General features: G+C 72.1%; 12 protein-coding genes and 1 pseudogene. 7 read left to right on the plus strand and 6 right to left on the minus strand.

The window, feature by feature from the left end:
* Window positions 1–69 precede the first annotated feature (69 nt).
* Together StrepF001_RS07995 and StrepF001_RS08000 are read right to left on the minus strand one after the other, a co-directional pair.
* Window positions 70–1,671, minus strand: coding sequence for an extracellular solute-binding protein (locus tag StrepF001_RS07995; protein ID WP_129797611.1), 1,602 nt, complete (start codon window positions 1,669–1,671; stop codon window positions 70–72).
* Window positions 1,672–1,689: 18 nt separating this feature from the next.
* Entirely contained in the window at window positions 1,690–2,715 is a 1,026-nt protein-coding gene (locus StrepF001_RS08000; protein ID WP_129797612.1) for an NAD(P)-dependent alcohol dehydrogenase, read from the minus strand.
* A gap of 146 nt (window positions 2,716–2,861) precedes the next feature.
* Here StrepF001_RS08000 and StrepF001_RS08005 point away from each other — a divergent pair, with 146 nt between their 5' ends.
* Window positions 2,862–4,682, plus strand: coding sequence for a GAF domain-containing protein (locus StrepF001_RS08005; RefSeq protein ID WP_240797328.1), 1,821 nt, complete (start codon window positions 2,862–2,864; stop codon window positions 4,680–4,682).
* Here the strand turns inward: StrepF001_RS08005 and StrepF001_RS08010 are convergent.
* Window positions 4,652–5,107, minus strand: coding sequence for a hypothetical protein (locus StrepF001_RS08010; protein ID WP_240797329.1), 456 nt, complete (start codon window positions 5,105–5,107; stop codon window positions 4,652–4,654). The genes StrepF001_RS08005 and StrepF001_RS08010 overlap by 31 nt on opposite strands.
* A 193-nt stretch (window positions 5,108–5,300) precedes the next feature.
* Here StrepF001_RS08010 and StrepF001_RS45460 point away from each other — a divergent pair.
* The 5 genes and pseudogenes from StrepF001_RS45460 to StrepF001_RS08030 all read left to right on the plus strand — a co-directional run bounded on the left by StrepF001_RS45460 (window position 5,301) and on the right by StrepF001_RS08030 (window position 10,796).
* Window positions 5,301–5,373 (plus strand): annotated as a pseudogene (locus StrepF001_RS45460).
* Window positions 5,374–5,429: 56 nt separating this feature from the next.
* The gene (locus StrepF001_RS08015) at window positions 5,430–6,584 is read left to right on the plus strand and encodes a gala protein (protein ID WP_129797613.1); all 1,155 of its coding nucleotides are present in this window, start codon (window positions 5,430–5,432) and stop codon (window positions 6,582–6,584) included.
* Entirely contained in the window at window positions 6,581–8,383 is a 1,803-nt protein-coding gene (locus StrepF001_RS08020) for an ankyrin repeat domain-containing protein (protein ID WP_129797614.1), read from the plus strand. The genes StrepF001_RS08015 and StrepF001_RS08020 overlap by 4 nt, the downstream gene beginning before the upstream one ends.
* The gene (locus StrepF001_RS08025; protein WP_129797615.1) at window positions 8,380–9,576 is read left to right on the plus strand and encodes an AAA family ATPase; all 1,197 of its coding nucleotides are present in this window, start codon (window positions 8,380–8,382) and stop codon (window positions 9,574–9,576) included. The genes StrepF001_RS08020 and StrepF001_RS08025 overlap by 4 nt, the downstream gene beginning before the upstream one ends.
* An 8-nt stretch (window positions 9,577–9,584) precedes the next feature.
* A complete protein-coding gene (locus StrepF001_RS08030; protein WP_129797616.1) occupies window positions 9,585–10,796 on the plus strand; it encodes a VWA-like domain-containing protein in 1,212 nt (403 codons plus the stop codon).
* 49 nt (window positions 10,797–10,845) lie between these two features.
* On the opposite strand, the gene StrepF001_RS08035 is transcribed toward StrepF001_RS08030, so the two are convergent.
* Window positions 10,846–13,794 carry a BTAD domain-containing putative transcriptional regulator gene (locus tag StrepF001_RS08035; protein ID WP_129797617.1) on the minus strand — a complete coding sequence of 983 codons (2,949 nt, stop codon included), beginning with the start codon at window positions 13,792–13,794 and terminating at the stop codon, window positions 10,846–10,848.
* A 216-nt stretch (window positions 13,795–14,010) separates the two neighbouring features.
* Here StrepF001_RS08035 and StrepF001_RS08040 point away from each other — a divergent pair, with 216 nt between their 5' ends.
* Window positions 14,011–15,249, plus strand: a complete 1,239-nt coding sequence (locus StrepF001_RS08040) for a beta-lactamase family protein (protein ID WP_240797456.1) — start codon at window positions 14,011–14,013, stop codon at window positions 15,247–15,249.
* On the opposite strand, the gene StrepF001_RS08045 is transcribed toward StrepF001_RS08040, so the two are convergent.
* Both StrepF001_RS08045 and StrepF001_RS08050 read right to left on the minus strand, forming a co-directional pair.
* Window positions 15,194–16,147 (minus strand): serine hydrolase, encoded by a 954-nt coding sequence (locus tag StrepF001_RS08045; protein WP_129796398.1) that lies wholly within the window; start codon window positions 16,145–16,147, stop codon window positions 15,194–15,196. The genes StrepF001_RS08040 and StrepF001_RS08045 overlap by 56 nt on opposite strands.
* The gene (locus StrepF001_RS08050) at window positions 16,144–17,046 is read right to left on the minus strand and encodes a LysR family transcriptional regulator (RefSeq protein WP_129797618.1); all 903 of its coding nucleotides are present in this window, start codon (window positions 17,044–17,046) and stop codon (window positions 16,144–16,146) included. The genes StrepF001_RS08045 and StrepF001_RS08050 overlap by 4 nt, the downstream gene beginning before the upstream one ends.
* Window positions 17,047–17,079: the final 33 nt, after the last annotated feature.

The following is a 17,079-nucleotide window of genomic DNA, read 5'->3' on the forward strand; positions in this document are numbered from 1 at the left end:
GCGGAAGGGGGGCGGGCGCCCCCGGGTGGCCGGTCCGGTCCGGCCACCCGGGGGCATCCTGCGGTCGGATCAGGAGTTGTCCTCGAGCGCGACCACGTTGCGATAGGCGCTTTGGACCTTGTCCTTGCCGATCTGGTCGGTGATCTCGAACCATTCCTGGGCCACGTCGTCCAGTGCCCGCTGCGGGGACTGCTGGCCCGCCAGAGCCGCGGCGACGCCGTTGGCCAGCGCGGACATGTACTGGTTCACACCGGGAACACGCAGGTCGAACATGCGGTTGGGGTTCTTCTCCATGCCGGAGAGTGTTCGGACGTACGATTCTGCGGCGTCCTTGTCCCAGCCCTGCTTCTGCCAGAACGCCGGGTCGAAGTGGGCGTTGCGGTAGGGGTTGACACCGAACCGGCCGATGGTCAGGTCGAGGGCGGTGTTGGCTTCGTTGCTGAAGAAGCACAGGTAGTCGAAGGCCATCTGCTGGTGGCTGGAGGACTTGGCCACCGCCGAGGTCCATCCCCAGGTGAAGTAGGGCGCCTGGTTGGCATTCTTGTCCCACGACTTCGTGGTGCGGTTGTAGACCTCCGTGGAGCCCGGCAGCGGCGCCGCCTCGACCTTGTTGCGGATCCTGCTGTCCGGCTGCTGGGCCTGGATGAAGGCGTCGTCCCACGAGTACGACATCAGCGTCTGCCCGCCGCCGAAGGAGAAGATCTCGTCTCCCAGGCCGAAGTTGGCGCCGCCGGGTGCCCACGTGGACTTGGCTTTCACCATGTCCTCCAGGGCGCGGACGAAGCCGGGCGTGTTGATCAGCGGCTGCATGGTCTCCACGTCGAAGAAGACACCGCCCTCGACGTCCGCGTTCTTCACATAGGGCGCCGCCCGGCTGATGAACGCGGAGAACGTCAGGTCGTCGCGCTTGGTCACCTCGGCGCTGCCGTAGTTGCGCTTGCCGTCGCCGTCGAAGTCCTTGCCGCTGAAGAACTCGGCTATCTGCTGGTACTCGGCCCACGTCGTGGGGACCTTCAGGTCCTTGCCCGTGGCCTTCTTGTACTCCGCCTGCCGCTTGGGGTCCTTCAGCACATCGGTGCGGACCTTGAGGTAGTGCCGGTCACCGTCCACCGGGTACTGCACGACCTTCTCGTCCCAGGTCGCCACGTCCATGTAGGCCTTGGTGACGTCCTTCATGCCGGGGGTGTTCAGGTACTTCTTCGGTACCGGTGCCAGATAGGGGGCCATGTCGCCGATCCACAGGGACGGGTAGAACATGACGTCGTACGCCGGCTGGCCCGCCTGAAGGGGCGTGAGGATCTTCTGGTGCAGCTCACCGAAGGGGACGTTGACGACCTCGACCTTCCCGCCGGTGATGTCCTCGAACTGCTTGGCGTGCAGCTGAGTCGGCTCACCGATGACGGGAACGGCGTGGCTGATGATCTTCAGTGTCTGTCCGGAGTAGTCCTTGCGGCTGATCGCTTCGTAGCTGCAGGGTCCGGGGACGTCCTTGACCTTCGTGGCCGGGTAGTCCTTGCCGTACTTCTGGTAGCTGATCTCCGAGCCGGGCTTGAAGAGCGCGGCCTTTTCCTTGGGCTTTTGCTGTTCCTGGCTCTGGGCGGTGCACGCGGTGGCGGTCAGGGCCGCGACGGCCGCGACGGCGACCAGGGCCGGGTACGGTCTGCTGCGCATGGGGCTGCTCCTGCGGTGTCAGGGGATCAAGATCGCTCGGCCGCGCACGGCCCCGGAGTCCAGGTCGTCGAGGGCCTGCTGGAAGGAGGCGAGGGGGTAGCGCTGGGTGTGCAGGGTGACCTTGCCGCGGGCGGCCAGGACCATCAGCTCGGAGAGGTCGTTGTAGGACCCCACGAGGTTCCCGATGAAGTTGATCTCCGTGGAGATGACGTCGATCGTCGGAACGTGGAGGTGGCCGCCGTAGCCGATGACGTAGTAGTTGCCGTTGCGGCGCAGGCAGGCCACGCCCGTCTCGACGGCACCCCCCTCACCGACGAAGTCCAGGACGGCCTCCGCCCCGTGCCCCGAGGTGAGGTCCCGCACACGGTCGGCCTCGCTTCCGTCCGCGACGAGCGTGTGGTCGGCGCCCAGTTCCTCGGCCAGCGCCAGGGCCTCCGGACTGCGGTCGATGACGATCATCTCGACCGGCGACAGGGCCCGCAGCACCTGGATCCCGATGTGCCCGAGCCCGCCCGCGCCGATGACCACGGCCCTGTCACCGGGCCGCAGTACCCGGGCCGCCTTGGCGACGGCGTGGTACGCCGTGAGCCCGGCGTCGGCCAGGGCCGCCACCGAGGCCGGCTCGAGGGACGGAGCGAGCGGCACGACCGAGCGGGCGTTGGTCTTCAGGTACTCGGCGTAGCCCCCGTCGGCGTCGATGCCGGGGAAGGCCGAGTTCATGCAGTGCACGTCGTCGCCGGCCCGGCAGGCGCGGCACAGACCGCAAGTCACCAGCGGGTGCAGGATGACCGGGTCACCGACCTTGACGTGGGTGACGGACTGCCCGACCTCCGCGACCCAGCCGGCGTTCTCGTGACCGATCGTGTACGGCAGGGTGACCCCGCTCTTGTCCTTCCACTGTCCTTCGAGGATGTGCAGATCGGTCCGGCAGACTCCGGCGCCCCCGATCTTCACGATCACATCCAGCGGACCGGTGATCTGCGGGTCCGGCACGTCCACGAGCACGGGCGGCTCGTCGTACTCGATGACCTGCACGGCCTTCATGGCGGCTCCCTGTGGGTCGGCGGGTGGATGGTGCGCCGATTACACAGGCCGTCGCTCGCAGGTCGATGTCTCAGAAGTCGTCCGCGGATGTCTCAATGTGATACACGCCGTAGGCGCCACGCCGCCGAGCTGGTCCAATCACTGCATTGAGGGAATGCGACGCGCGCAGTACGGGAGTGTTAATGCCCCGCCACCAGCCCGGAAGCTCGCTGAGAGCAGCCAGAGAGCTCTACCTGGAAGTCACCAACGATCCAAGCGCCCGGCCGCTTGTCGTGGCCTCGTGGCAGCGCTCGATGGAGCACAAGGTGCGGTCGGGCAGCCTCGATGCTCCGTACCTGAACAACCCCAACCTCGACAGCCCCCTCGCCAGGGCGGCGCTGCCGATCCTGGACAGGCTGCACGAGCAGCTCGCCGACGACCCGGTGTCCATCATGATCACGGACCGGAACGGCGTGGTGCTCTCCCGGAAGGTGTCCCACGAGGGGCTGACGACGAACCTCAACCGCGTGCAGCTGGCCCCGGGCCATGTGTTCGCCGAGCGCTACGTGGGCACCAACGGCATCGGGACCGCGCTGGCCAGCGGCCGTCCGGTCATGATCGCCGGAATGGAGCACTACGTCGAGGCTTTGCGGGACTTCCACTGCGCGGCCGTGCCGATCCTGCATCCCACCCGGCGCACCCTGCTGGGGGCCTTCAACCTCACCACCATCCGTCAGGGCTCCGACGGCATGCTGATGGCCTTCGCCCGCTCGGTCGCAGCCCAGATCGAAGGTGAAATCGCGGCGATCACCTCGCGGCGCGAGCGGGCCCTGTTCCATGACTACATGGAGGCGTGCTCCTCGGTACGTCCGGGCCCCGTGCTGGCCCTGAACCGCGATGTCGTCATGATGAACGAGCAACTCAGCACGGCGGTGACCGGGCCGGATCACTACGCGCTGCTCGACCACGCCCGCGAGATCGCCGACAGCCCCCGGACGGAGGGGACGCGCAGCATCGCCCTGCCCTCCGGACGGGTCGCCGAACTCAGGGTCAGTCGCTGTCGGCGCGAGGACAGCGACGCGGGCGCCGTCTTCCGAGTCCGGCTGATCGGACGCCCGCAGCAGGGACCCGCGGTTTCCGCCGCGCCTGCCCGGTCCGACCTGGGACTGGTGGGCTCGTCCCCGCACTGGCTGCGCGCGGTCGCCGACAGCCAGGCGGCGTTCGTGGCCGGGACGTCGCTGCATCTCCTGGGCGAAGCCGGCGTCGGCAAGAGGGCGCTGGTCGAGGCCCTGCACCGGGCCCACGGCGGCGGACGCCGGCTGGAGATGACGCAGCCGCCGCTGTCCGATGCGCCTGCCGCCACCGAGGGCTGGCTGCATGACATCGGAGAGCTGCTCGCCGTGCCGTCCAACGTGCTTGTCCTGCGCGACGTTCACCTGTTGGGCGACCAGCTGCGGCAGCGACTGAGGAACCTGCTGACGCACCTGGACGGCACCGCCACCGGGCAACTGGTCCTGACCAGCCAGCCGTCGATGGTCGGCACCGATGACCAGCTCGACCAGCTCTGCGGTGCCTTGGTGGAGGTGCCGCCCCTGCGCCATCGCCCCGGGGACATCGAGTACCTGGCGCGGTTCTTCCTGCGCAAGTACCGGCCGAACGGTGAGAGCAGGTTCTCCCCGGATGCCCTGACCATGCTGCAGCGATGCCCCTGGCCGGAGAACGTCCGGCAGCTGGAGTCGGTGATGCGCGGACTGGCGCGGCGGCCTTCCGGCCCGATGATCCATGCGGAGGACCTCCCGCCGGAATGCCGGGTGTCCTCGCACAAGGTCCTGACCACCATCGAGGCGCTGGAACGCGATGCCATCCTGCGTGGGTTGATGGACCACAACTCCAATGTCCAGCGCACTGCCCAGGACCTTGGTATCTCCCGCGCCACGATGTACCGCAAGATGCGCCGTTACGGCATCGTCCCGTCGAACCTGGCTTGACGGGCTGCCTCCGGGGCGGCGGCGAGCAGCCGTGCCTCGCTCTCCTCGTACAGCCGCCGGTTCTCGAGGCTGGCGGCGGCGCGGTGCCAGTGGTCCGGACGGCTGCCCAGCCAGCCCGCCAGGTAGCCGAACGGGACGGAGACCAGTCCGGTGGACTGCATGGGGAACAGGGCGAAGTCGGCGTCCGGGAAGACGGCGGACGGCGTGCCCGAAACGGCCTTGGAGAAGACCATCAGCACAAGCGCGCAGGCCGCGCCGCCGTAGAGGGTGGCGAGCAGGCCGGTGCGAGTGAACCCTCGCCAGAACAGGGAGTAGGTGAGCGCGGGCGTCACCGCTGATGCCCCGATGGTGGTGCCGATGAGGCTGGCGGCGACGATGCGCTTGAGGTTGCCGGGCGTTGGGGGAGCGGATGCTGCGGAGGCCATGTGCGCCACTTCCTCGTGTGCGGTGGGACACCATAGTTTTGGGTGTTGAAGTGCGCGTTTCCACCATGGAGTTGGTGTCGGGGCGTCCGTGCCCCGCCGACCGTACGCCCATATTCGGCCGCGCCGCCTGGCGCAATCGCATCACACTGGTGATCGAAATCAGGTGCGGAGTGTGGCTATGATCGTGCGCAGCAAGGCCGTAGCGCAGAGGTCGTCGCGCCCACGCATCGAGCTGGAGGACGTCGGTTCGAATCCGACCGGTCTTGCGCCTACTTGATGTCGACGCGGACGCCGGGCCCCGGCGAAGACCGGTGGAGTGGTGATGACCCAGCCGACAACGCCCGTGCGCTGCCCCGCGATCGAGCACCCCGATCTGCCGCTCGCCGACCCCGAGGAGCTCGGGCCGCTGATGGCCCGCCTCGCCGACGCGCGGCCCGTTGCCGACGACGAGGCCTTTCCGCTCGGCACCCTGCGCGCCGACGGTCGGGTGGACCTGTGCAAGCAGGGGCTCGGCGCCGACGGCGCCGCCCGGCTGCTGCCCGTCGCCACCGCCTCCCCGCACGCCGCCCATCTGCTCCTCGGCACCAACTCCCTCGGCGACAACGGAGTCCGGTCGGTCGCCGACGCCCTGGCCGCCGCGCGGGACGCCGGCGCCTCCCACGGGATCCACACCCTCTACCTCGGTTGCAACCGCATCGGCCCGGACGGCGTGACCGCCCTCGCCGCGGCACTCGCCGACGACACCACTCTCCGCGCCCTGTGGCTCAAGCGGAATCCCGTCCGGGAGACCGGTGCCCGCACTCTCGCGAGGCTGCTGCGCCGCAACACCACCCTGCGCACCCTCGATCTCGTCAACTCCGGCATCGGCCCCGCGGGCGTAGGGGTGCTCCTCGACGCCCTCCTGGACCGGGAGGCTCCGCTCGAACGGCTCTTCCTGGGCGGCAACGGCCTGACCGCCGCCGACGCACCGCTGCTCGCCGCCCTCGTCCGTGACGCCGGCGTCCGTGAGCTCTACCTGACGGCGAACCACCTCGGCGACGAGGGCACCGCCGTCCTGGCCGCTGCGACCGACCCCGCAAGGCCCGTCCGGCTCGGCCTCGGCGGCAACGGCATCGGCCCCGCGGGCGCCCGCGCCCTCGCCGACGCCCTCGACGGCATCGAAACCCTCGATCTCGGCCGGGCCATGTCCGAACGCAGCCTCGGCTCCACCGGCAACGCCACCGGCGACGACGGCGCCCGGGCCCTGGCCGCCGCCCTGCCCGGCAGCCCGCTGCGCCGCCTCGAACTGCGCCACACCGGCATCACCGGCCGCGGCGCGAAGAGCCTGCTCGCCGCGCTGCCCGAGCGGCACCGCCTCGAGTACGTGGGCCTCGGCCCCGGCCTGCCCCGTCGCGTCAAGCGGTCCTTCGCCGAGCGGCTGCGCCCCGCCCGGCCGACCCACCCCGACCTGCGTGCGATCGGCAGCGTGTACCGATGAGCCGGCGTCCGCTGCCACCCGCGGCCCTCTCGCCGGAGGACGCCTCCGCCTGGGCCCGCATCCGCCGCTACGCCGTCCCCGGCTGGATGATCGAACGCGCCACGCAGGCACGCCTGGCAGGTGACTGGCGGGCCGCCTGTGCCGCGGCCGCGGTGGACGTCCCGGACGACCTCGACCCGGAGCGGATCGCCGACCGGTACGGCCCCGACGTGGCAGCCCGGGTGACCGACGACCTGCGCCACCTGGCACCGGACCTGCTGCGCTGGCACCTGCCGCGCACGCTCAGCGGCCACACCACGCTCACCCCCGGCCGGCGGGTCGTCCTCGCCGCATACGGGGGCTCCGGCCCCGTCCTGTCGCTGACGAACTCCCCGATGCTGGAAGGACCGCAGCGGCTCCGGCTGCACTTGGGCCCCGCCATCGCGCCCGCGCGCGACCGGCTCCACGGCCTGACGTACGTCACCGAGGACTGGACCGCCGCCCGCCGCTTCTGGGACGTCCGCCGCACCGGCGAACTGCGCCACAGCGCGGGCCCCGCCGACTCCGGCCGTCTGCCGTTCCTCCACCCGGACGGCACCCCGCTCGCCGCCGGGGAGCTGCCCGCCGAGGACCCGGGCCCCGCCGACCCGGCCGCCCGCGCCGAGTGGGTCGCCGTCCTACAGGCCCGTGGCGCGCACATCGAGGCGTACGCCGCCGCCGGACTCGACCTCGACCTCACCCCTCCACCGCAGGGCCCGCGCTCCTACCGGCAGCTCGACGTCGCCCAGCTCATCACGTACTTCGCACCCGACCTCACCCGCATCGCCCCCGAGGTCCGTCTGCTGGAGCGCGCCGGACGCGGCACGTGTTTCCGCATCCCCGTCGACTGGCGCGGCTGCCTTCGGGTCACCCTCGCGGCCGCCGACGGGGCCCCGGCCCAGGTCGTCGGCAGGGACCGCGGCCAGGAGGAGGACGTCCCCCGCCTGCCCTCGTACGCCTGGCAGCGACTGCCCGACATCGGCCTGCTGCGCGCCGGCCGGATCCGGCCCGAGGACCTGCACCCGCTGGTCGCCGCCGCGCTGTTCCCGCAGGCCGGACCCGCTGCCGGCCCGCCCGGCCCGACGACGCCCGCGCCGGTCCGCGTCCGCTGCGGCGGCGTGTGGCACGAGGTCGTGTCCAGGAACGGCGTGCTCGACATCCCGCACACCGAGCAGGAGCGGCAGCGCGAACTCGCCCTGCGCGCCTTCGGCGGCACCGTGTCCGGCTGCTTCGCCACCCAGCACGCCTGGACCAGCGGCGAGGGACGGCTGCCGCGCGCCCTGCGGGACCAGCGGCGCGAGCTGTTCCAGCATGCCCAGCACGGGGACACCCCCGCCGTGCTGGCGCTGCTCGACGCCGGAACGGACCCGCACGTCCGCGACCGCAGAGGGCGCGGCCTGCTGCACGTCCTCCATCTGCTCGACCACCGGGAACTGCTGCCGCGACTGCTTGCCGCCGGGCTCGACCTGGAGGCGCAGGACAAGACGTACCGCACCCCGCTCCAGAGCGCCGTCCACTACGGCGGGTCCGCCGCCCTGGTCAGGGACCTTCTCGACGCCGGCGCCAGGATCGACGTGACCGACGAGATGGAGCTCTCCCTCGCCCAGGTGATCCGCCGTTACCAACGGACCGACCTGATGTTCCTGCGCCGCCGCGTGCTGCAGGAGCACCCCGGCATCGGCTCCGAGTGGTGGGACGAATACATGAGCGAGCAGGACTCCGAGCCCGACTGGGACGAGGACGAAGAGCTGGCCGCACAGAACGAGGACATCCACGCATGACCGGTTCCCTTCCCGTTCCCGCCGCCCTCGCGGCGGCCGACGCCCTCAACGCCCGCATACGCGTCACCCGCACCGAACCGGCCGGCAACCCCCAACTGGAGGCCCTCGCCCTGGCCGTGACGGCGAATCAGCCCGTACTGCTGTGGGGCGAGCCCGGCATAGGCAAGTCGGCCGGCATGGAACAGCTCGCTGCCGCCCTCGGCGTGCACCTGGAGACGGTCATCGCCAGCGTCCACGAGCCGTCCGACTTCGCCGGGCTGCCGATCGTCGGCGAGGACCCGGCGGCCTCGGGCGTGCCGATGGCCCCGCCGGACTGGGCCGTCCGGCTCGCGCGCACCGGCCACGGGCTGCTGTTCTTCGACGAACTGTCCTCGGCGCCGCCGGCCGTGCAGGCAGCCCTGCTGCGAGTGGTCCTCGAACGCCGGGTCGGCAGCCTGACCCTGCCGGAGTCGGTGCGGATCGTCGCCGCCGCCAACCCGCCCTCCAGCGCCGCCGACGGCTGGCACCTCAGCCCTCCGCTCGCCAACCGCTTCGTCCACCTCGACTGGACGCACGACCCGCGCACCGTGGCCCGCGGCATGGCCGGCACCTGGCCCGAGACGGTCCTCCCCGCGGTGGAACCCGGCCGCGTGCCCGGCGCGGTCGCCCGCGCCCGAGGCGTGATCAGCGGCTTCCTGACCGCCCGGCCCGGCCTGGTCCACCACATGCCGAAAGAGGCCGAGGGCCGCGGCCGCGCCTGGCCCTCCCCGCGCACCTGGGAGATGGCGCTGCGCCTGCTCGCCGCCGGGTACGCGTCCGGCGCCGGACGCGAGGCGCAGGCCGCCGCCGTGATGGGCGCCGTCGGCGAGGCGGCCGGCATCGAGCTGCTGTCGTACCTGGAGAACCTGGACCTGCCCGACCCCGACCGGGTGCTCGCCGACCCGTCGGCCTTCGCGCTCCCCGAACGCGGCGACCGCCAGCTGGCGTTCCTCATCGCCGTGGTCGCCGCCGTGCAGAGCGAACCCACTCGCCCCCGCTGGGAGGCGGGCTGGGACGTCCTCGCCAAGGCCGTGGACGCCGGAGTGCCCGACGTGGCCGCGCGAGCCGCCCGCGACCTCGCCGCGATGCGCGAGCCCGACTGGCCGATCCCGCCCGGGATCGACGCCTTCCTGGAACTGCTCCAGCTCGCCGGCGCCCTGCCGGGCGCGCGCTGACCGGCCCCATGGCTGTCACCGGGGGCCCGGCCGACGGGCTGGACCGCGCCAAGCTGCTGGCCGCGCGTTACAGAGCGGCCGAGGCACGCCCGTACCTGGCCTCCGCCCTGTACGCCCTGACAGCCGTCGCCTCGCGGCAGGTGCGCACCATGGCCGTCGACCGGTACTGGCGCTGCTACGTCGCACCCGACTTCGTCGAGACGACCGACGTCGAGGAACTGGCCGGGGTGTGGATCCACGAGGCGGCGCACCTCCTGCGCGACCACCACGGCCGGGCCGACCGGCTGCCCGCGGCCGACCAGCGCGACCGCCTGCGGGTCAACATCGCCCAGGACTGCGAGATCAACGACGACCTGGTCTCCGACGGGCTGCGACTGCCCGAAGGGCGTATGGAACCCCGCATGTTCGGTCTGCCCGAGGGCGGACTCTTCGAGGAGTACCTGCCCGGCATTCCGGCCACGTCCCTCCACCCGGTGGACTGCGGGTCCGGCGCGCACGGCGTCCCAGTGCCCTGGGACCTGGGGGAGAAGGGCGGCGAAGGCGTGGCCGGGCTCGGCCCCGTGGAGGCCGAGGCCCTGCGCCGCCAGACCGCCCAGGCCGTCCGTGCCCACCGACGCTCCCGGGGTTCGGTGCCGGCGGGCTGGCGGCGCTGGGCGGAGGAGGTCCTGGAACCCACCGTCGACTGGCGCAAGGCGCTGACCGGCGCCGTCCGCGAGGCCGCCGCGTGGGCGGGCGGTGCGGTCGACTACACCTACCGGCGCCCCTCGCGCCGCACCCCGGCCCTCGGCGGCCGGGTGGTGCTGCCCAGCCTGCGCCGACCGCTGCCACGCGTGGCGATCGTCGTCGACACCTCCGGCTCGATGGGCGAGGACGATCTCGCGGCCGCGCTCGCCGAGGTGTCGGGCGTGCTGCGCGAGGTGGGCGTCGGCGGCAACCGGGTCGCCGTCCTCGCCTGCGACGCCGACGTCCACGCCGTCGCCAGGGTGACCGCCGTCGACCAGGTCGAACTGGCCGGCGGCGGCGGGACGGACATGACCGTCGGCATCCGGAATGCGCTCGCCGCACCCGAACCGCCGAACATCGTCGTCGTGCTCACCGACGGGTACACCCCGTGGCCCCCGGAACCTGTCTCCTGCCGCCTGATCGTCGCCCTGATCGGTGAGGACGCCCCTCAGCCCCCCGACTGGGCCGAGACCGTACGGATCACCCCGACCCGCTGACTGCGCCCTTCGTACGTACGGAGCCGCCTGGAACTGCGCCGACGAGCGGTCAGCCGTCGGCAGCGACCGTCGGGGCAGAGGTGAGGGCACGCAGGTCGGCGAGTACCTGCGCGTCCGTTCCTTCCAGGGCGGACAGTGCGCTGCCCCATCGGCTCAGGGCCGCCCGTTCGTCCCCGAGTGCTCTCAGGACGTGCCCGAACTCGTACTCGGCGAGGCCCCGACCGTAGGAGTCGCCGCGCGTGGCGGCTTCCTGGAGCAGCGCCGTGCACACTTCCCCGGCTTCTCCGAGCCGGCCCAGCGCCCGCAGGGCCTGGGCCTGGCCCAGGCGCGTCTCCCGCTCCGCGTTCCAGTGCGCCCCGTCGGCCGCCATGACGCGCAGCGCCTCTTCGAAGCTCTGCAGGGCCCGGGCGGGCTCGCCGAGACCCAGGTGGGTGCGGCCCATGTTGCACAGGGCGACCTGCTCGATCACGGCGCTGCCGGCCTCCCGGGCACGTTCCCTGCTGCGCAGGTGGTACGAGAGGGCCGAGCGCAGGTCGGTGAGTTCGGCCACGTACCCCTGGTGCCCGAGGAGCATCGCTTCCTCGCCGGGTGCGAGGTGGTCGGGGCGCAGGGCGAGACACCGTGCCAGCGTTGCTCGGGCATCAGCGTCCTGGTCGAGTTCGCGCAGCAGCGCGGCCCGGTTGCCGAGGTGACACATCCGGGCCACGTCGTCGGCGAGGTGCTCGCTGAGCTCCACGGCTTCGTCCAGAAGCAGCAGTGCCTGTCGGACGTGTCCGGCCGAGTAGTACGCGGAGGCGAGGTGGCCCAGCGCCCGGCCTTCGGCCGCGGTGTTGCCGCTGGACCTGGCAAGGGTGATGGCGTGCCGCGTCAGCCGTTCGAGATCCTGCACCCGGCCGCGGTCGTGCAGGTAGGGGAACAAGGCATTGATCAGCTCCAGGGTGCGGGTCGGGCCCAGGCGTCCGTGCGCACCGGAGCCGGCCAGGACCAGCAGGTTCGGCGCTTCCGCGGCACCCCAGGCGAGTGCCGCCGCCGTATCGGCGAAGACCGTGCCGGTCCGGCCCCCGGCGTGCTCGGGCGCTCGCCCGGTCCCCGGCCGCAGGGCCGCGGCGCAGTGTGCGAGCCGTTCCTGGTACCAGCGCAGGGACCGTTCGACGGCATCGGCGTTCCGGGCCTGCTCACCCGGCCGGCCGGCGAGTTCCCGGGCGAAGTCGCGGATCAGGTCGTGCGGGGCGTAGCGGCCCCAGCCCACTTCCTGGAGCAGCGCCACCTCCGCAAGACGGTCCAGGGTCCTCTCGGCGCTGCGCTCCGTGCAGTCCATGGCGGTGGCCATCAGCGGTGCCCCGTACTCGGGCAGGTCCAGCGCACCGATGAGGACCAGGGCCGCGGCGGCGTCACCGTCGCGCGGATCGTCCGAGCCCAGGAGCGCCTCATGGGCCGCCATCAGGGATCGGCGCACGCTGAGGTCCTCCAGTTCGAGATGGTCCAGGCGGTCCTCCTGCCGGGCGAGGCGTTCGACCAATTTCTCCACCGGAAGGGTTCGCCGGCTCCTCAGACGGGCTGCGGAGACCTGCAGCGCCAGGGGCAGGTGGCCGCACAGAGCCACGAGCCGGGCGACCGGTTCGGCGTCGGACGCGGCCCAGGACCGGCCTGAGGCCTGCTCCAGCAGGAGGGCGCTGTCCGGCGGTGAGAGCGGTTCGAGCCGGACATGCGTGGCGGCTCCCAGGGTGGCCAGCGGCCGTCTGCTGGTCAGCAGTACGGCGCAGCCGGCGCCGGCCGGCAGCAGCGGACGTATCTGGCTCACCGAGGCCGCGTCGTCGAGGACGAGCAGCGTGCGGGTGGGGGCGAGCGCGGAGCGCAGCAGGGCGGAGGCGGCCTCCACATCGCACGGGATCCGCCGGGTGTCCACCCCGAGGCCGTGCAGGAGAACGGCGAGGGCGTCGGCGGGTTCGAGGGGGGCCACGCCGGGTGTGGCTCCGTGGAGGTTGAGATACAGCTGGCCGTCGGGGAACGCATGCCGGAGCTGTTCCGCGATGTGCAGGGCGAGGCCCGTCTTGCCCACGCCCGGCATTCCGCTGATCACGGCGAGTGCAGTGCGGCTGCGACCGGATTCCAGCTCCGTACGGATCTCGGCCATGTGCTCGGCACGGCCGACGAACTCACCGGGCGGCGCGGGAAGCTGCGCCAGCCGCGGGGGCGTCCCCGCCGACGGGGGCCGCGGGCCGGCCGCCGGAGCGGCGGGTGATGCGCGGTGCGGGACGGCCGCGCTGCGGAGCAGCACCTCCCGGTGGGCTTCCTGGACGGCGGGGCCGGGCTCCACCCCGAGTTCTTCGACCAGGCTCCGGCGCAGCGACCGGAAGAGTGCCAGCGCTTCGGCCCGGCGGTCCGTGCGGCCGAGGACGAGCATCAGCTGGCGGTGCAGCGTCTCCCGGAACGGATGCTCCTTGACCAGGACGCCCAGTTCGGCGGCGAGCCCGTCGAGGCGGTCGAGGTGCAGGAGAGCCTCGAAGCGGCATTCGAGCGCCTGCAACCGCTGCTCCTGGAGGAACGTCGCCACGGGGTGGCCGGCGACGGCGGGCACATCGGCGAACGGTGCGCCGCGCCACAGCGCCAGGGCGGCACCGGCGTCCCGCTCCACCACCTCCCAGTCCTCCCGGTTGCGGGCCTCCTGCGCTCGGCGTACCCGCTGTTCGAACACGTCACGGTCCAACTCACCCTCGCCGACGTGCATTTCGAGCCCGTGAGGCATGGTGCGCAGCCGTGTGCCGTCGGCGTCGTGGAGGCTTCGCCGCAGCCGGGCGACGTGGTTGTGCAGCGAGGCGGTGGCCGTCGGCGGTGGCTCCTCGCCCCACAACACCGCCATCACCGTGTCCAGCGGCACCGTGCGGTTCGGTTCCAGCAGCAGTACGGCGAGCAACGAGCGGGGTTTCGATCCGCCGAGGGCGACGGCCACGCCGTCGTCGTCGATGGTCGTCAGCGATCCCAGTACTGCGAACCTCACCGGCCCTCCCCGCGTCGGACGCCGAACACCGAACGTCCGGCGTCCGGCATCGATCGAAGAACATCATCTTCGTTCAGTAACGGGCCGGGTTCAACGTCACATCACCGCCGTTGGCGGGGTGTTGGTGGCCGGTTAGGGGTGGTCGGCACGATGCGTGTCCCGCAGGCCGAGAGAGGGTTGGTGCACATGTCGACACGCCGGACACGGAGGACGCTGCTGGGCGTGACAGCGATCGCAGCGGCAGGATCGGCCCTGCTGACGACGCCTGCGGCCGCGGCCGGCGGCACGGTGACCGCTGCTGAGACGCGGGAGTCCCGGCACGCTGCCACCCAGGCCGCCATGGACGCTGCCGTCGCCGCGGGCGTACCGGGTGTCGTGGCCGAAGCACGCGACACCCGCGGGGGATGGAAGGGCACCTCGGGCGTCGCCGACCTCTCCACACAGCAGCCCCGCGGCAACGGCGACCGGTTCCGCGCGGGAAGCGTCACCAAGACGCTGGTGGCGACCGTCCTGCTCCAGCTCCAGGCGGAAGGGAAGGCCGATCTCGATGCCACGGTCGACCACTACCTCCCCGGCCTGGTGCGGGGGAACGGTCACGACGGCACGAAGATCACCGTCCGTCAGCTGATGAACCACACCAGCGGCATCTTCAACTTCACCGAGGACGCCGCGTTCTCGAAGAAGGTGCTGGGCATCGAGTTCCTCGAGTCCCGCTACGACGACTGGACTCCACAGCAGGTCATCGCCCTCGCCCTGCAGAACCCGCCCCAGTTCGAACCCGGCACCTCCTGGAAGTACTCCAACACCAACTACCTCCTGCTGGGGCTGATCATCGAGAAGCTGACCGGCAGGCCCTACGCCGAGGAGATCGAGCGGCGCATCACCAGGCCGCTCGCGATGCGCGCCACGTACTTCCCCGGCACCGACCCGCATGTCCCCGCGCCCACCCGGCACTACTCCACCTTCACGGAGGACCCGGGGAAGACCTACGACGTGACCGAACTCAACCCGTCCTGGGCCTGGGCGGCGGGCGAGATGGTCACCAACTCCGCCGACCTCAACCGCTTCTACACCGCCCTCTTCGGCGGCAGGCTGCTGCGCCCCGCCCAGCTCCGGCAGATGACGACCACGGTCTCGACCGAGGGCAACCTGCCGCGCCAGCGTTACGGCCTGGGCCTCATCGAGTACGAGACGACCTGCGGGATCAAGGTCTGGGGCCACTCCGGCGGTATCCACGGCTCCTCGACACAGGCCTTCGGCACCAAGGACGGGCGGCACATGATCGCTCTGAACTTCAACGGCGACTGGGTCGGTGGCGGCAAGAACGTCGTCTCGGCCGAGTTCTGCCCGCCCGAACCCGCAACGGCGTCACCGTCACCGACCTCCGTGGACAGAACACCTAGCCCCACCTCGAACGGAGCTCGTCGCGCAGCCGCCGGGCGACTTGGCCCATGAGGGCGTCGGCGCCAGGCTGTCGGCCGGCGGCCACCCGCGACTCGGTCAGGACGGCTATCGCGTAGATCTGGCCGTCGGCGTGTTCGACGACGCCCACCTCGTGGCGCAGGTTGAGCAGCATGCCGGTCTTGGACGACCAGGTGGAGGCGTCGGAGTCGAAGTCCGGGGCGAGGCGGTTGCGCACGAGGTTGTTGGCCATGAAGCCGCGTACCCGTGCCGCGACGTCGGGGTGGATCGCCGAGGGCATCGTCGGGGGCTCGGCGCTCTCGGTTCCGGGCCGCGACCGCCAGAGGGCCTGAAGGAGGTCGACGAAGGCCCGTGCCGTCCCGGTGTTGGCGCGCGAGATGTCGAGCTGCGGCACCCGGTGGCCGCGCCCCGGGGTGCCGGCGTCGATCGCGAGGGCGTGCGCGAGGTGCACGTCCGCCGGGTCGAAACGCTCCACCGGGGTTTCCATCAGCTCGCGCATGGTGTGCCGGACTGCGATGCCGCGCAGCCTCAACTCGTGCAGCACCGCCCCGACCCGGTCGGGCGGCGTGAGTTCGAAGAGAGCGTCGGCGGCGCTGTTGTCGCTGATGCAGAGGGTGAGGTAGAGCAGGTCCTCCACTGCGATGTGGGCGGCGTGACGGAACCGGCTCAGGCCGGTCGGACCGGCAGTGGTGATGCGCCCCGGCGGCACCTCGATCACCGTGGCGCCGTCGAGTTCCCCGCGCCGGATGCGTTCCAGCGTCACCAGGGCGAGCGGGATCTTCACCAGGGACGCGACGGGCAACTCGATGTCGGGGTCGATACCGATCTCGTCACCCGTCTCCAGGTCCCGGACGAGGAACGAGCCGTACAGCCCGCCGTCGCGCAGGGCCCGGCGCAGATCCCCGAGCAGTCTCTCGGTACTGGTGGTCATGCGGCTGCCTCCGAGCGCTCCGTGGCGCCGAGGCACCGGCTGATACCGTCCGCGCACGCCCGGCGTACGCGGACGGCGTCGACGTCCGCCTCATCCGCCACGGCCAGGGAGAACCCCCGCGCGAAGCCGGGGCCCAGCTCGCCGACGGGCCGCCAGTGGAAGCGGAGTTCGCGGGCCTGCGCGGCCGAGCACAGCAGTGCGTCGCCCTGACTGAGCACGTCCGCCGCGGCGGCCACGGCCGGTGCGACGGCCAGCTGGGCCGGGAGCAGCCCGACGGCGTCGCGCAGCCGGGCGAGACGGTCCCGGACGTGCGGCACGTCGTCCTCCGGCTGGAGCCACACACGCCGGGGCCGCTGGTCGCGGTCGGCCCGGCCGGGGCGCAGGGTGTCCAGATAGATCGGCCCGCCGCCCGGGGCGTGCGCGACCGCCAGGCCCAGCGGCACCATCCAGGTCGCCTCGGTGGGAGCCACCGCGAGCAGCGCCGCGCGCACCTGCCGGGACGTGACGAGGTCGGCCCGCTCGGCCGGCCCGGCGGGAAACGGGTCGAGGAGGACGTGCTGCTCGTGCGCCTGGGCGATGAGGCGGGCGAGGGCACCGGTCGGGCAGAGGGCGGGTACGGCGAGCCGTAGCGGCCGACGTCGCGCGGCCTCCGCCTCGTGCTCGAACCGGTCGGCGAGCCGCACGAGTTGCTTCGCCGTCGGCAGCATGTCCCGGCCGAAGGGCGTCAGCGTCACCGCCCGCGAGGACCGGTCGAGCAGCCGCTCGCCGAGGCGTTGTTCCAGCGCGGCGACGCGGCGGCTCACCACGGACTGGGCCGTCCGGGCCGCCGCCGCGCCCACCGTGAAGCTGCCGTGCTCGCTCACACTGACGAACGCCCGGCATGCCGCGACAAGATCCATGAGCCCAACTATGCCAAAACAGCATGGAGTCGA

This window comes from Streptomyces sp. F001 (assembly GCF_004187715.1).
Classification (GTDB): Bacteria; Actinomycetota; Actinomycetes; order Streptomycetales; family Streptomycetaceae; genus Streptomyces; species Streptomyces flavusporus.

What these genes read in the sequence shown, in the direction of transcription:
- StrepF001_RS07995 (WP_129797611.1), bottom strand. Translation starts at nt 1,671, where the DNA reads ATGCGCAGCAGACCGTACCCGGCCCTGGTCGCCGTCGCGGCCGTCGCG.
- StrepF001_RS08000 (WP_129797612.1), bottom strand. Translation starts at nt 2,715, where the DNA reads ATGAAGGCCGTGCAGGTCATCGAGTACGACGAGCCGCCCGTGCTCGTG.
- StrepF001_RS08010 (WP_240797329.1), bottom strand. Translation starts at nt 5,107, where the DNA reads ATGGCCTCCGCAGCATCCGCTCCCCCAACGCCCGGCAACCTCAAGCGC.
- StrepF001_RS08015 (WP_129797613.1), top strand. Translation starts at nt 5,430, where the DNA reads ATGACCCAGCCGACAACGCCCGTGCGCTGCCCCGCGATCGAGCACCCC.
- StrepF001_RS08020 (WP_129797614.1), top strand. Translation starts at nt 6,581, where the DNA reads ATGAGCCGGCGTCCGCTGCCACCCGCGGCCCTCTCGCCGGAGGACGCC.
- StrepF001_RS08025 (WP_129797615.1), top strand. Translation starts at nt 8,380, where the DNA reads ATGACCGGTTCCCTTCCCGTTCCCGCCGCCCTCGCGGCGGCCGACGCC.
- StrepF001_RS08030 (WP_129797616.1), top strand. Translation starts at nt 9,585, where the DNA reads ATGGCTGTCACCGGGGGCCCGGCCGACGGGCTGGACCGCGCCAAGCTG.
- StrepF001_RS08045 (WP_129796398.1), bottom strand. Translation starts at nt 16,147, where the DNA reads ATGACCACCAGTACCGAGAGACTGCTCGGGGATCTGCGCCGGGCCCTG.
- StrepF001_RS08050 (WP_129797618.1), bottom strand. Translation starts at nt 17,046, where the DNA reads ATGGATCTTGTCGCGGCATGCCGGGCGTTCGTCAGTGTGAGCGAGCAC.